This window comes from Mucilaginibacter sp. UR6-11 (assembly GCF_020880695.1).
In the GTDB taxonomy this organism is placed as follows: domain Bacteria; phylum Bacteroidota; class Bacteroidia; order Sphingobacteriales; family Sphingobacteriaceae; genus Mucilaginibacter.
In genome coordinates, this window is the sequence record NZ_JAJIWO010000004.1 from 233,063 (window position 1) to 249,087 (window position 16,025).

At 44.2% G+C, this 16,025-nt stretch carries 11 protein-coding genes; 9 read left to right on the plus strand and 2 right to left on the minus strand.

The window, feature by feature from the left end:
* Positions 1–221: 221 nt before the first annotated feature.
* On the minus strand, positions 222–1,448 hold the full coding sequence (locus LJ658_RS11920; protein WP_230546737.1) for a multidrug effflux MFS transporter: 1,227 nt from the start codon (positions 1,446–1,448) through the stop codon (positions 222–224).
* Positions 1,449–1,713: 265 nt separating this feature from the next.
* Between LJ658_RS11920 and LJ658_RS11925 the strand changes: the two genes are divergently transcribed.
* The 4 genes from LJ658_RS11925 (at position 1,714) to LJ658_RS11940 (ending at position 4,576) form a co-directional block, all read left to right on the plus strand.
* The gene (locus LJ658_RS11925) at positions 1,714–2,046 is read left to right on the plus strand and encodes a glycine zipper domain-containing protein (RefSeq protein ID WP_230546738.1); all 333 of its coding nucleotides are present in this window, start codon (positions 1,714–1,716) and stop codon (positions 2,044–2,046) included.
* Positions 2,047–2,127: 81 nt separating this feature from the next.
* Positions 2,128–3,348 carry a BamA/TamA family outer membrane protein gene (locus LJ658_RS11930; protein ID WP_230546739.1) on the plus strand — a complete coding sequence of 407 codons (1,221 nt, stop codon included), beginning with the start codon at positions 2,128–2,130 and terminating at the stop codon, positions 3,346–3,348.
* A 223-nt stretch (positions 3,349–3,571) separates the two neighbouring features.
* Positions 3,572–3,931 (plus strand): PleD family two-component system response regulator, encoded by a 360-nt coding sequence (locus LJ658_RS11935; protein WP_230546740.1) that lies wholly within the window; start codon positions 3,572–3,574, stop codon positions 3,929–3,931.
* Between the two features lie 174 nt (positions 3,932–4,105).
* Positions 4,106–4,576 (plus strand): RNA-binding protein, encoded by a 471-nt coding sequence (locus LJ658_RS11940; RefSeq protein ID WP_230546741.1) that lies wholly within the window; start codon positions 4,106–4,108, stop codon positions 4,574–4,576.
* Positions 4,577–4,649: 73 nt separating this feature from the next.
* On the opposite strand, the gene LJ658_RS11945 is transcribed toward LJ658_RS11940, so the two are convergent.
* Positions 4,650–5,315 (minus strand): porin family protein, encoded by a 666-nt coding sequence (locus tag LJ658_RS11945; RefSeq protein ID WP_230546742.1) that lies wholly within the window; start codon positions 5,313–5,315, stop codon positions 4,650–4,652.
* 227 nt (positions 5,316–5,542) lie between these two features.
* Between LJ658_RS11945 and LJ658_RS11950 the strand changes: the two genes are divergently transcribed.
* From LJ658_RS11950 to LJ658_RS11970, 5 genes are all read left to right on the plus strand, one after another.
* A complete protein-coding gene (locus LJ658_RS11950; protein WP_230546743.1) occupies positions 5,543–8,476 on the plus strand; it encodes a pitrilysin family protein in 2,934 nt (977 codons plus the stop codon).
* 232 nt (positions 8,477–8,708) lie between these two features.
* Complete coding sequence (locus LJ658_RS11955; RefSeq protein ID WP_230546744.1) at positions 8,709–9,074, plus strand: PleD family two-component system response regulator; 366 nt, start codon at positions 8,709–8,711, stop codon at positions 9,072–9,074.
* Between the two features lie 215 nt (positions 9,075–9,289).
* A complete protein-coding gene (locus LJ658_RS11960; RefSeq protein ID WP_230546745.1) occupies positions 9,290–12,391 on the plus strand; it encodes a tetratricopeptide repeat protein in 3,102 nt (1,033 codons plus the stop codon).
* A 12-nt stretch (positions 12,392–12,403) separates the two neighbouring features.
* Positions 12,404–14,290, plus strand: a complete 1,887-nt coding sequence (locus LJ658_RS11965; protein WP_230546746.1) for a hypothetical protein — start codon at positions 12,404–12,406, stop codon at positions 14,288–14,290.
* Between the two features lie 103 nt (positions 14,291–14,393).
* A complete protein-coding gene (locus tag LJ658_RS11970) occupies positions 14,394–16,013 on the plus strand; it encodes an SPOR domain-containing protein (RefSeq protein WP_230546747.1) in 1,620 nt (539 codons plus the stop codon).
* The last annotated feature ends 12 nt before the right edge of the window (positions 16,014–16,025 follow it).

Here is a 16,025-nt window from a genome sequence, read left to right on the forward strand (position 1 = left end):
ATGGATCACTAAAATGGATCATACCTAAGAATCTTAGGTATTGTTATTTGATGTGCTATCACTGCACATTTTTCACAGCGGCAATCATTAAATTCCCTCCCCACGGGAGGGGTGCGTAAGCCGGTGCGTTGGAAGGGAGGGGTTTAAACGCCTTCCGTACCATCATTTCTCTTACTTTAAAACGAATCCTTTTCCGTTGCAATAATTCACTTGCATTATACTTAATGCGCCATCACCGCACCTGCCCCGCTCACATCCACCTTATTTTTTATCCGCCTGCGGCCGGTTAACAATATCAGCAGGCCAATTATTGCTGTCGACTCCATGATGGCCGCCATGGGCACGGCCGAATGGCTGTTAAACATACTGATACCCAAAGTGGCCAGGGCGCCCAAGCCGAGCTGCAGGGCGCCTAATAATGCCGATGCGGTGCCGGCATTCTTCTCAAACGGCGCCAATGACAGCGCCGATGCGTTGGGGCTGGTTGTGCCAACGCAGCAGAGTAAAATAAATATCATGCCGATGGTGCTGTACAGGCCATACCAGTTATACCAGCTGCCAATGAAAAACAGCAGCGCTGTAACAACCTGCACGCCCATGGAAACCCAAATGATCTGCTCGCTTTTATATTTTTTCAGCAGCAGGTTATTCACCTGGCTCGAACCTATAAAACCAACCGATAAGGTGGCGAAGATCCAGCCGTAAACTTTGGCGCTTACCTTAAAAACTTCCATGAATACTATCGGCGAAGCCGATACATACACAAACAATCCGCAAAAAGCGAAAGCTCCGGCAAAGGCGTAGGTATAAAACTGGGGCTCTTTAATTACCTGTAAAAAACTATTGATAATAGGCGCAGGTTTTAAAGAATAGGTTGGGTCGGCTTTATAACTCTCGGGCAGGAAGAGGATCACCGCCAGTAAGATCAGCAGCGCCATAATGCCCAGTATCACAAATATCTCGTGCCAGCCCCATACCACGGTAACATACCCCCCAATGGTAGGCGCCAGCATTGGCGAGGCGCCGAGGATCAATATCAGCAGGGCAAATATTTTGGCATTGTCCTTTAGCGGGAAAATATCGCGCACCATGGCCATTGATGCCACACCAGCGGCACAGCTGCCTATCGCCTGTATAAAACGCAGCAGGATCAAGGTTTCAATGCCGGTTGAAAAAAAACAGCCCGCCGAAGCAATAATGTACAGCACCAAACCCACATACAATGGTTTTTTCCGGCCAAATCTATCCAGCAGCGGCCCGTATAACAACTGCCCTGCGGCCAGCCCTATAAAAAAGCTGGACAATGAAAGCGAAACCTGCGCGGTAGTGGTATGAAGTGATTTGGCGATGGCCGGGAAACCGGGCAAATACATATCAATTGAAAAAGGCCCCAGTGCCGTAAGCGAACCTAAGATGAGTACAGTAAGGAAATAACGTTTTTTAGTCATAGATAAAAAAAGAGAGAAGCCTGTCCCCCCGGATGCGACAAAGATCGGTTTTCCATATTAAGCTCAACCACAAAACGGGTAATATTTTAGTAAATAACCGGCTAACCGACTACTATAGTATACAACGCTATGTTCAGCCGGGATAACATTAATAGCCGTTTATGGGTATAGTCTGCTAAAAACCGGGGTTTAACACCTGTTATATTTTTTGGCCTGTTATTTGAATTATGATTAAATACTAAATTTATTTACAGTAAAACAAGCTATGAAAAAGTTAATAACATACACCGGAATACTTACAGCGCTATTGCTGTCGACAGGACATTTCGCGCAAGCACAAGAGAAAAAAGGAATAAGCGACCAGGGTAAAGGTGCCATCATTGGCGGCGCAGGCGGTGCCGTTGTTGGTGGTCTTATCGGCCATAACGTTGGCGGCGCTTTAATAGGTGGTGCACTTGGTGCCGGTGGTGGTTACGTTATTGGTAACGAAACACGTAAGCATAAAGAGAAAAAAAGAATTGCTGCTTACAGGGCCGCTTACTATCGTAAACACGGTCATTATCCAAATTCTTACGTGTATCAAAAAAGAAAATACTAAATATTGGTTTAAAAGGCCCGTAACTTACGTTACGGGCCTTTTTTTGTATATTAAACCAGTACTTTATTCGTTATCAGGTTAATGCTTAAAATCTTATTCCTAATTATTGGGGCCGTAACGCCTTGTTTATTATTTGCGCAAAACGATAGCAGTTCTGCAAAATTTCGCCCTATTGATACCGTCGAAAAAAAAGACCTGATAGATATTGCGCGTTCAATTGTAAAGGTCAGATCACGCCCTACAAACACCGACGAAAAAAAGAAGATCTATTTTTCTATATTCCCGGTATCATCAACAGCCGCTACTGACCGTAAGATGCTCATCACATCAACCACCGCGGGCTTTTACCTGGGCAGCCGCAAAAGCACTTACCTGTCATCAGTAACCTTTGCGCCTTATTTAAATTTAAAAGGGCGGTATGGTTTGCCTGTGCACTCCAGCATTTGGTTAAAGGACAATAGTTTTAACATACAGGGCGATACCCGGGTTATGAAATACCCGCAATACACCTGGGGGCTGGGCGGCGGCCAGCCGGCCGACAACAAATTCCTGATTAATTATGTTTATGTGCGCTTTTATCAAAGCGTTTTAAAACGCATAACCTCCTATTTTTATGCCGGCCTTGGCTATAATTTAGATTATTACATTGATATTGAAAGCGATAACGGCTCGCAAATGGACCTGGGCCAGTTTACCAAATATAAATTTGGCACCAAAGCCGAGCAAAATTCATTTTCGTCGGGCCCCAGTTTAAATTTATTGTACGATACGCGCAATAACTCTATCAACCCTTTGCCAGGATGGTATGGTAACCTTATTTACCGGTATAACGCCGAAGCGTTCGGCAGCGACGATACCTGGCAATCCATCTACCTGGATCTCCGGAAATATGTATCATTATCACAGTCGGGCCCCAAAAATATGCTTGCTTTCTGGACCTATTACTGGACCGCCCTTTCATCGGGCAGCCCTTATCTTAACCTCCCGTCAATTGGCATGGACCCCTACCAGCGGTCGGGGCGCGGCATTGAGCAAAACCGGTACCGGGGCGAGAGCCTTTTTTATTTTGAAACCGAGTACCGCCGCGATATTACCGCAAACGGGCTGTTTGGTTTTGTGGCGTTCGCCAATATAAACTCGGCAAGCGAGGCCAACAGCCGCAGGTTTAAATATTGGAACCCGGCTTACGGCGCCGGGCTGCGGATAAAATTCAACAAAAAATCCGACACTAACCTGGGCATTGATTACGGCCGCAGCAAAGATTACTCGGCCATCATGGTAAACCTTGGTGAAGCTTTTTAAACTAAAAAACGCCGTGGTTGCGCCGCAGAAGCCTATTTAATTTTGCCGGTTAAATAACCAGATATTATAACCAGATTATTACATACGAGACTGTGAATATTAGAAAATATGGTTATCTTTGGCCCAACGATTTCGAAAAAATTTTCAGCTGCATCCCCTTATGCTTTTATAAAGCATTTTCACTTAAACGATTTATAGTTTTTCGAAGAATTAAGATCAGTAAATGTCAAAACGCATTTTAATATTAGACGACAATCAGGATATCCTGGATATTGTTCATGAAACACTTTCTTACGAAAAATTTGATGTGAAAAGCACATCAAGCGGCGAAGAAGTTATGGACATGGTTGAAGATTTTTCTCCCGACCTGGTGATCCTGGATTTTCGCGTGGCGGGCATTAACGGCGGCGAACTATGCAAGCAAATAAAATGTCACCCCGAATATAAGGACGTACCGGTTATTATTTTCTCTGCTTATATCAATCATGATGATGAGCTTTTTGGTTACGGTTGCGATGCTGTTATTAACAAACCATTTGACCTTACCGAACTGGTAGAAAAAGTTAACAGCCTTATTTTATAATCCGTCTCTCCGCTCCGGCCGCTTCCCGTTATAATATTAAATAGCACAAAACAATCAAAACACACCGGTGTTGTTTGTAAAGGCCTCCGTAAAAGATATTTATCAAAAACACAACATCTTTTATTGATTATAAATGCCTACTATTGTTATAACTAATTGTAATTCTTTTACCAGATGAAAATTTTTATTGCCAAGCTGCCTTATCAGTACCAGCAAGCTGACATCATTGAACTTTTCTCGCCGTATGGCGAAGTAAGTTCGGCCAACGTAATTATGGACCGTGAAACCGGCAGAAGCAAATGTTATGCATTTGTTGAAATGCCAAACGATGAAGAGGCGCAAAATGCCATTACCAATCTTGATGAAAAACAAATTTTAGACAAAACAATAGCAGTAAGCCAGGCTAAAGAAAAAACCGACCGGCCTGCCGGTGGCGGCGGCGGCGGTGGCGGATATAACCGCGACAGGAATAGTGGTGGTGGTTACAACCGCGACAGAAACAGCGGCGGTGGCGGCGGCTACGGTAGTGGTGGCGGTTACAACCGCGACAAGAGCAGCGGCGGCGGTTATAATAAAGATCGGGGCAATGGTGGGGGCGGCAGCTATCGCGACCGTGACAGTAACAAAGGAAACTCAGATTATTAATCTGTAAAAATAAAACATAAAAAAAGCCGGGGCATGATCAATGCCCCGGCTTTTTTTATGGGTTGTTGTAGGGTTAGTTCAGTTTAAAACCTATGCCAAACTGCCAAACCTGGTTACGGTAGTTAGGCACATAGGTGCTGCCCTGCGAATCTGTTTGCTGCAGATCAAGCGTGTAACGTGCATGCAGATCAACAGATCTGTTTAAATCAAAGCTTACGCCAAGCACACCGTCTAAAAATGATTTATGGCCGTTGTTATCTTCATAATAGTGCTCGCTTGATACCAGGAAACCATCGTCATAAGTATTGGTGGTTGATAACAGGTAAGACAATTGCGGGCCGATATAAAAGTTAAAAGCCGGCCCTACTTTAAATTTTGCAAGCAAGGGCACATCAATAAAGTGGGTGCGTTGGGTAAAAATACCATTAGCAGTAGTGGCCTCGTAGCCTTTTTGTGAGTATAATACTTCAGGCGCGAAAGACAATGGGTAAATAATAGGCAGATCAAAAGTTAGGCCGGCGTTTAAACCGCCCAGGCTGCCCGTGCTGTAGTTAGAGCTCGACGTACTGATCTGGTTTGATACGTTAGCGCCTATTTCGAGGCCTATTTTGGGGCTGTAAAAATCATCACCACTGCTTCTTGAACCACCATCTCCGCGCGGCGAATGATAATAACGGCGTTGTGCACTTACTGAGCCTGCAACCAGCAGACATATAGCAAAAAAGAGAATTTTTTTCATACGATATGTTTTTCTTTATTAAATAATGCTTTTTAGAGCACCGGCATCAATAAAGGTTTATTTTAAAAAATATTTTTTATTTATTTTTAGGCAAAAACCCGCTGTAACAAGTATTAATATTTACTGTCAAATAGGCTCTTGGCGGCGGCCAGTCAATGGCTGATTAACAAATAATCCGCTTTTTTCAATTGAATTTTTTAAATACTTTTATTGTTTAAACAAGTAGCATGAAACAAAAATTATTCCTGATTGGCTTTGTCCTGGCCGCGTTTGTATCCAACCTTAAAGCGCAGGGAGTTATTGCCTGGAAACACGCAACATCGGGCGGTTATTCGTACAAATACGTAACCGGCGACCCTACCCACTCGCGCTTTTACACGTTGAAAAATGGTTTAACGGTTATACTCAGTACAACCAATAAACAACCGCGTATCCAAACTTATATCGCCGTAAAGGCAGGCAGTAAGACTGATCCTGATAACCATACCGGTTTGGCCCACTACCTGGAGCACCTGATGTTTAAGGGGACCGATAAGTTTGGTACCACCAATTGGGTAAAAGAAAAACCATACCTCGATAAAATTGACGCGTTATATGAACAGTACAACTCAACCACTGATGACGCAAAGCGTAAAGAGATCTACAAGGAAATTGATCAGACTTCCGGCGAAGCCGCCAAAATCTCCATCGCCAATGAGTATGATAAAATGATGGCTGCCATGGGCGGTCAGAACAGTAATGCAAGTACCTCATTTGAGCGTACCGCCTATACCGAAGATATCCCCAGCTCGTCTATTGATAAATTTTTAACCTTACAGGCCGAGCGTTTCCGCAACCCGATCCTGCGGATATTCCATACCGAGCTTGAAGCTGTATACGAAGAAAAGAACCGCACACTGGATGACGATGGCAGCAAGGTAAACGAAGCCATGTTTGCCAGCCTGTTTCCTAACAATAACTATGGCAGGCATACTACAATAGGTACCGTGGCCGATTTAAAGAACCCGTCTTTAAACGCTATCCGCAACTATTATTACACCTATTATGTACCTAACAACATCGGTATTATTTTATCAGGCGATTTTAACCCTGATGTGATGATAAAAAAAGTGGATTCGCACTTTAGCTATATGAAAGCTAAACCTATCCCCCCTTATACCTTTGTGCCCGAACAACCCATCACCAGCCCGGTTAAGCGTGATATTTACGGGCCGAACCCTGAAAATTTAACCATCGCTTTTCGTTTTCCCGGCGCCGCTACCCGTGATGCGCGGCTGCTTGGCCTGATGGGCTCAATGCTTACCAACGGCAAAGCAGGTTTATTTGATCTTGACCTGGTAAAGAAACAAAAACTACTCGGCGCAAGCGCAGGCTCCTACTCGCTGAAGGATTATAGTGTTTTATTGTTGCGCGGCAACCCCATAAAAGGGCAATCTTTAGATGAAGTAAAGGACCTGATGCTTACCGAAATAGGCAAATTAAGAAGGGGTGAATTTTCTGACGATCTGATCAGGTCAATCGTCAATAACCAAAAAAAGGAGATTATAGAAGATAACGAAAGCTATATCAACCGCGCCGACAACCTGATGAATGATTTTGTGGCCGGCGTCGACTGGCGCGCGGAGGTGGCTTCGGTTAGTGAGCTGTCAAAAATAACCAAGGCGCAAATTGTTGAATTTGCCAATAAATATCTTAACGACAATGATTACGTAATTATTTACAAACACCAGGGCGAGGATAAAAGCATACAAAAGGTTGAAAAACCGCCAATTACCCCGGTAGAGGTAAACGCGGCTTCACAATCTGAATTTTTAAAGCAGGTAAATGCCATGCCGTCTAACGCGGTTAAACCGGTTTTTCTGGATTACCAGAAAGATATACAGCGGGCAAAATCAGGCAATGTTGCGCTGCTGGCGGTTCAAAATAAAGACAACAGCATCTTCAGGCTTTACTATCGTTATGATATGGGTAGCTGGAACAATAAGCTGTTGCCTATTGCCGCGCAGTACATACAGTTTCTGGGCACCCGCACCAAAACCGCCGAAGATTTCAGCAAAGCATTTTATAAGCTGGCATCATCATTCAGCATATCTACCGGTACCGAAATATCAACCGTCAGCTTCAGCGGACTGCAGGAAAACTTTGGTGCCACTGTTAAATTATATGAGGACCTTTTGGCCAACTGCCAGCCTGACGAAAAAGCGCTGGCCGGTTTAAAGGCGCGCATAAAAAAATCGCGCGAGAATGCCAAGCTAAACAAAACCACAATTGCGCAGTCGCTGGTAAGTTATGCGCAATATGGCGCCTCAAATCCGTTTAACTACACCCTCAGCGAAGAAGAGTTAGACAATTTAAAAGCCGAGGACCTGGTTAATATTTTACATGAGCTTAATAACTATAAGCATACCATCTTGTACTACGGCCCGCAAACCGCAACCGCGGCGGCCCTAACCCTGGCGACATTGCATAAAACGCCGGCTGTTTTTACCGCCTACCCGGCAAAAAAGCAGTTTGTTAAAGTATCTGTCGACAAAAACAGGGTATTATTTGCCAACTATGACATGGTACAGGCCGAGATTTACTGGGTCCGCACCGAAGGAAAATACAATCCCGAACAAACCCCGAAGGTTGAACTGTTCAATAATTATTTTGGCGGCGGTATGAGCACCGTAGTTTTCCAGCAGATCCGCGAATCAAAAGCATTGGCTTACAGTACCTATGCTTACTATGTATCACCGGCGAAAAAAGAGGATCAGAATTACTTTTTAGGATATATCGGTACACAGGCCGATAAATTGAATGAATCAATAAAAAGCATGAACGAATTGCTTACCGACATGCCCGAATCTGAAAAATCGCTGGCTGATGCTAAAGATAACATCCGTAAATCAATAGAAACCGAGCGTATAACCCAGGATGACATCTTATTTAATTACCTGGCAGCACAGCGGCTCGGACTAAATTACGACGCGCGCAAAACTACCTTTAGCACGCTGGGCAGCCTTGACTTTGCAACAATAAAGAACTTTCATGACACCGAATTAAAAGGCAAGCCTTATACTTATTGCGTTGTTGCGTCTGATAAACGGGTGAGCGATGCCGATCTGAAGAAATATGGCGAGCTGATTAAGCCTGATTTGAAACAGCTTTTTGGCTACTAAACACTAATAGTGTTGTGTAAAACAAGCAGTTAGGTTGCATAATAAGCAAATTAATTAAACTATAAATAAAAATCGCGCTTAAAAAATTATAAATCTGAAGTTTCTGTAGCCAAAATACAGAAATAAGACTGCAGAATGAGATTATCTATAGATATGGTATAGGAATTGTTATAACGTTAACATAACAACCTCCTATACCTTTTCATTTTAGGATAACTTTAATATAATAAAAATGCAACGGATATTAGCGGTCGATGATGATAAAGATATTTTAGAAGTATTGCAGTTGATACTGGAAGACTCAGGTTACGAAGTTGAAACGCTCGCCGACGGGGAATTTTTATTTGACAAAATTAAACAGCAACAACCTGATTTAATCATACTGGATATCATGCTGGGTAACTATGACGGCCGCGAACTGTGCCGCAGCGTAAAAGCCCGGAAAGAAACCCATAATATACCAGTTATATTATTATCTGCCAGCCACGCGTTAACAGACTGCTACCGGGAAAGGGGCTGCCCCGACGATTTTATTGCCAAACCATTTGATATTGATGTGCTGTTAAACAGCGTTCAGAAAAATTTGGCTGCAGCCTGAATTTCGGAGACAGGCATCCCGGTATTATATTCAGTCAACCTCCCCTGCCAGCCCGTTACCATACGGCTGCGACAATCATTAACAATTTAAAAGTTTTCCACACCTATACCTCGCTTTTATTATAGGCGTTAAAAAAGTGTTATCCACAGTTGTTAATTACTATTGTGGATTGCATTTTTGTGTTTAGCTAAATTGCAGCACCATTTTTACGCACTATGATTAAAATCAAATACAGCATACTCCTCTTATCTATATTTTTTGCGCTTAATTTACACGCACAGCAGGATCAATCTTTTAAACTTCATCGTACCTATCATTCGGCCGGCGACCTGCTGGAGCGGGGAATGTACGTAGCGGCAGCGCAACAGTACCGCCTGGTTACCGAATCAAAATTAAAAACCAGCAATCAGCCTCAATTTGAAAGCGACCTGCCTTTGTTAAAAGAAAACGCGCAATATTATATTGCCCTTTGCGCACTTGAATTGGGCAATGATGATGCCGAGAGCCTGTTCCTGAAATTTATCCACGAGCATCCGGAAAATCCGCTGGCCAAACTGGCAATTTACCAGATAGGCCGCTCCTACTCAAAAAAGGGCGACTATAAACAAGCCCTGTTGTGGTTTGATAAAATAACGGCGGGCCAATTAAGCGGCAGCGAAAACACCGAATATAAATTCCGCAAGGGCTATGTTTATTTTTCGTTAGGCGATTATACCAATGCGCAACTTTTATTTAGCGAGGTAAAGACCAGGCGATCACCGTTTACGGATGACGCCACCTATTATTTTGCCTACATCGCATACCTTAACCAGGATTATCACCTGGCGCTGGTAAATTTTGAGAAGTTAAAAAACTCAAAAAAATATGAGAGCAGCTACCCATATTACATTACCGCTGTTTACTTTCTGGACAAACGTTATGATGATGTTTTAAGCTATGCGGTACCTATTGTAAACCATACCAAACAGCAAAACGAAACCGAAATGCTGCGCATCATCGCCGCATCCTATTTTGCTAAAGTTGATTATGATAACGCGGTTAAATATTACGACCGTTTTGAGGCGCGCGACCATGGCAAAACCCAAAGCACGCAGGACAGCTACCAAATGGGTTATGCTTACTACAAGGTGGGCAACTACGCCAAATCAGCCACCGAGCTGGAAAAACTGATTGAGCAAAAAGATACTTACAGCCAGAGCGGCAGCTATACGTTAGGCGAAGTTTTCTTAAAAATGAACAACAAGCAAAGCGCCCGTAACGCCTTTTTAAACGCTGCAAAATTAAATTTCGACAAGCAGTTACAGGAAGATGCTTTGTACCAATACGCCAAACTATCGTACGAACTTGATTTTAACACCCAGGCGCTTGAGGCTACCCGCGCGTATTTAAAAAACTACCCTGCATCAACCCGCACCACCGAAGTTAAAGTTTTACTGGGCGAGGAATTACTTAACTCGCGCAATTATAAAGAAGCTGTTGAGATCCTGGAGCCTATCCCCAATAAAACACAAAGCGCTAAGATAGCTTACCAGAAAGTTGCCTATTACCGCGGATTAGAATTTTATAACGAACGCGCGTTTGAGAACGCGATAGGCATATTTTTACGCTCGCTGAAGGTCCCGGTTGACCCTAAAATCAAGGCCCTTACCACTTACTGGATGGCAGAAGCGATGTACGAGGTGCGCAAGTACTCCGAATCGGTTTCAACCTTCCAGGACTTTTTAGATCTGCCGGAGGCAAAAGAAACCAACGTTTATAACTACTCTAACTACGCGCTGGCCTATGCCGCCTTTTACGGCGAAAAGTACCGTACTGCCGCCACTTATTTCCAGAAGTTTATTGATGGCGAAGAAAAGGACCGCAATACGGTTAATGATGCAACCGCCCGGATCGGTGACAGCTACTTTGTATTGAAGAACTATGATAAGGCTTTAGAATACTATAACCGCATTATTAACCAGCATATTAAAAGCGAAGATTACGCTTTATTTCAACGTGGTATGATACAAGGTTTGCAGGGCGCACCCGATACCAAGATCAGCACCCTTAAAAATCTGTTAAGCACTTTCCCTAACTCTGATTATGCAGATGATGCCGATTTTGAGATAGCCTACACCTACTTTGTAAAAAATGACGGCCCTACGGCCAAAGCGGCTTTACAAACCATGATCCAGAAATATCCGCGCAGCAGTTATATACCGCGGGCGCTGGTTACCATTGGTTTAATTGACTATAACGCGGGCAACGATGACCTGGCAGTTGAATCATTTAAACAGGTAGTAAAAGATTATGCGTCAACCGATGAGGCCAAGCAGGCGTTAAAGCAAATTGAGAAAATATATACCGATAAGGGCGACGCGCAAACTTTCATCACTTACGCGGGCACAACGCCGATAGGCAACTACTCGACCGCCGAACAGGAAAACATTATGTATACCGCCGCCAACAACCTTTATTTAAGAGGCGACTGGCAGGGTACCGTATCAGCCGTTGGCGCTTACTTTGATAAGTTTCCCACCAAGCCTATTTATGAAAAGCAGGTTAGGTTTATCCGTGCGCAGGCATTGGTTAACCTTAAACGTGACGATGAGGCTATTGTGGATTACAACGTGATCCTGAATGACTGGACCAGCAGCTCGACCGAACAATCACTGATAAGTATGGCCAAGCTATACATCAACAAGAAAAAATATAATGAAGCGGTGGTATTCTTGAAAAAGCTGGAGATCAACTCTGAATATAAGGCTGATTATACCTTCGCCATTAATAACCTGTTGCTGTGTTATGCGCATATGCACGCCGCGGATGACGCGTTAAACTATGTTAAGCTGATCAGGCAGAATGAAAAATCAGCACAGGAGGATAAATTCAGGACAGGGTTATACGCCGGCCTGGCTTACCTGCAAAAAGGCGATACTACCGCGGCTGTAAACGAGTTTGACTACACTATCAGCAATACCAAAACCGTAGCAGCTGCCGAGGCCAAGTATAACCTGGCCTATATCCAATACTTAAAGCACCAGTACAAAACATCGCAAAAAACATGTTTTGAGCTGGCTAAAGAAATGCCTAATTATGATTACTGGATAGCCAGGACGTTTATTTTGCTGGCCGATGATTATGTGGCGCTAAAAGACAACTTCCAGGCCAAGGCTACCCTGCAAAGCATATTGGATAACTATAAAGGTGACGATGAGATCCTGGCGACCGCCCAGCAAAAGTTGGACAGAATATCGCCGCCAAAACCTGCCAAAAACCAGGGCACCGACGAAATGAAAACAGATACTACTCAAAATAAACCGGCTAACAAAGAATAGAGAAACAAGCACATGAAATTCAAATACACCTATACGCTGTTTACTTTGATCATGGTATTATACTTTGTTCCGGCTAACGCGCAAAAAAGTACCAAAGGTAAAAAAACAACGACTGCCAAAACTGTAAAGAAACAACCGGCCAAAGCCCCGGCTAAACCGGCAGCTAAAACAGCAACAGCCAAAAAACTAACGGATGTCAGGTCGTTGGGCGACCAGGCCGCTAAAACCAACGCAGCCGATACTACTAAAGGCGGCGGCACAGGCGGTACCAACCCCGCTAATGGCAGCAGCTTATCTGAAGAGATCGTAATTACTTCGGCTTATAAACCTTTATTGGCCGATGCCGTAAAAATACGCCGTAACCCTGATCTGGAAGATAAAACGCCATATAAGGCCCCGTTAAGCTATGCACCCATGGATAAACGACTGGAGCAGAACTCAGAGATTAAACAATTAAGTGCCATGAAGATACCGGTGCAACAGGATACCCTGCCCTACAATAATTTGGTAAGGGCCGGCATCGGGAACTTAAAAACCACGTTTTTAGAAGGTTTTTTTGGCAATGGCACCGACCAGGCTTTGCAGGCCGGCGTTTATGTTAAACACTTTGCGCAAAGCGGCACTACCTACTACAAGCAAAACTCAAACAAAGATGAAATAGGCGTTTTTGGTAAAAACATTGGCGATGTAAACACTTTATCAGGACATATCGACTACAGCAACACCGGCAGTTATTTTTACGGGTATGATAAAGCTAACCCTCCGGCTAAACTGGATGTGGCCCATCAGTACTTTAATACATTAGGCGCCGAAGGCGAGATCGCCAAAAACTATAAGGACGTTGAGAACGACTTTACTTATGCCTTAAAATTAAAGGGCTATGTATTTGGCGACCGGTTTAAAGCCAGGGAGAACAACTTGGTGCTCTCAGGCTTTTTAAACCAGACCATTAACCAGTTTTATGCAGGTTTAAGCGTGTCGCTGGATCTGAGCACCCAGAAAGACTCGCTATATTCGTACAATAACAGCATAGTGCGGTTAAACCCTTACATCAAGTTTCAGGGCGAGAACTATAAAATTGATGCCGGTATAAATATTGTTGACGAATTTGGCTTTGCCAGCCGCTTCTCACTGTTCCCGGCAGCGAAGCTGGAGTACCAGGTAATCCCTAAGTATGTCCGTTTATTTGTTGAGGCCAAAGGCGATGTAAATAAATCATCATTAAGAGATTTTTACAGCCTCAATCCTTTCCTGGGCAGAAACCTCAGCATCAAAAACTCGGTTGATAAACTTGACCTTAGCGCCGGTTTAAAAGGCACCCTTGCACCGGGGCTTGGTTTTAAGGCAGATATATACCGCAACACGGTAAAAGACATGCCGCTGTTGGTAAGCAACTTTTATTTCGCGGGCGGGCAAAACAGGTTTGCCGTGATATATGATAACGGCAACTCAAGCGTAAATGGCTTTAATGGCGAATTGGATTACAAAGTATCCGGCGATGTGGACCTGTTTGGCCATATAGAGTTTAAAGACTACCACATGGCTTCCGAGGCGCAGGCCTGGAACATGCCTAAGTTTAAACTTACTGCCGGCACAGCCATCAACATCAATGACAAGGTTAAAATTACCGGCTCATTAATGTTTAGAGGCGCTGCCTATGATAAACCAAATGCAGCGGCATTTACAGCGGCCTATGGTATTGCCCCACCGGTGGGTACCTCGGTGATATCAGAGGTTAGCCAGTTTGCTGATCTGAGTGGTGGCGTTGAGTATAAAGTCAATAAACAGATCTCTATTTTCGGACGTGTTAATAACATTTTAAATTCAACAAATCAAACCTGGTTGTACTATCCTGACTACGGATTTAATATATTTGGCGGCGCTAGTTTCAGCTTCTAGTCAGTGCCCGGCAGTCGAAAGTTAGCTAATACTTACGATTACAGACTCTTGGCCCGGGACTAAAACAGTTTGAAGTTAACTAATTAACCGTTACTTTTAGCAAATGGATGTAGGCTTTTATTTAGGCGAATTGCTGATGCAGCAGGGCGAAGTAAGTGTACCCGGATTGGGTTACTTTGTGCAGGCACGCGTAAGTGGCTATTACGACGAAAATGAACGTAAATTTTATCCGCCTTATCACCGGGCGCAATTTGATGCGCAATCTATTGACGATGACTCGCTTGCCGAGTATATCGCGGTTAAAAAAAACATATCGGTAGCGTCAGCCAAATACTTCGCAGAAAAATATATTACCAACCTGAAGCAGCAGGCGCTGTTAAGCGAGGTGCCTATCGGTAACCTTGGCTCCTTTTATACAGAATTTGGCCAGCTGACTTTCAGGCCCGCCGAAAAGATAATTGACGATATTGTTTTTTACGGGTTAGAACCTATCAGCATCAATAAAACCGATGCGGCACCGGTAGAGGAACGGCCCAAAGTTGAGCTTAATTATCCGCCGCCAGTACCGCCAAAACCCGTCATAACTGACGATGTTGCCGATGATCTGCCGCCGGCCGAACCGGTGCGGGAAACTATTTCTTCGCCCGCTGCGGACGAACAGGAAGCAGGCATATCGCCCGAGTTCTTTGATCCGGAGGGGGAAGAAGCCGAAGCCAGGCGGGGCCCATGGCGCCTGATCCTGATCGTACTTATAACTATGGCAGTAATAGGCGTAGGTGTTTTTGCGTTATACACATATCAGCCGGATACATTTGCCAGGATGGTATTCTGGAAACCGAAGGCTAAAGTAATTGATTCGGTTAAACCAAAAGATACCCTAAAGGCAATTGTAGCGGATACTTTAAAATCCGATAGCCTTAAAGCTGATACAACAGGCGTTAAAGAAGATACGGTTGCCAAAACAACCCTGGGCACTAAAAAAGAACAGGTTATAAGTGTGCAACCGGCAGCTAAAACAAAAAAAGAAGATTTGATTGTTACCCGGTCCATACCTGCTCCAGCCAAAACAACGCCGGCCAAACCGGGCGCCGCGGGTGCAGCGGCTGTAAAACAATCTGCTGCAACAGGCACCCACCGTTTCGAGGTTTACGCGGGTGATTGCAGGACGATGACCGAAGTTGTCCAGTTAATTAAAAGATTAAAAAAGAACGGGCTCGACGCGTGGTTGGTACCGGACGGTACCGGACCGCTTTACCACGTATCTGTAGGCTATTTCGCTACCCACCTGGAAGCAAAGGACTTTGCCTCAAAGGCTATTGAGGCGGGCAAAATACCCCGCGGCAATGCCTATGCCATCGAGATAACACCTAAAACCCAGGCGATAGTTGCATCAACTGTACCAAACCAAACCGCACCGGCCAAACCAAAGATCATTAAGAACAGCGCGGGCGTAAGACAATCTGATGCCACAGGTACCCGTCGTTTCGAGGTTTACGCAGGCGATTGCCGGACGATGGCCGAAGTTATTCAGTTAATTAAAAAATTAAAAAAGAACGGGCTCGACGCGTGGTTGGTACCGGACGGTACCGGACCGCTTTATCACGTATCTGTCGGCCATTTTGCCACCCGCCAGGAGGCTAAGGACTTTGCCTTTAAAGCTATTGAAGCAAACAAGATACCCAGCGGCGACGCCTATCCAATTGAAATTATACCACAAAAATAACACAACATATTA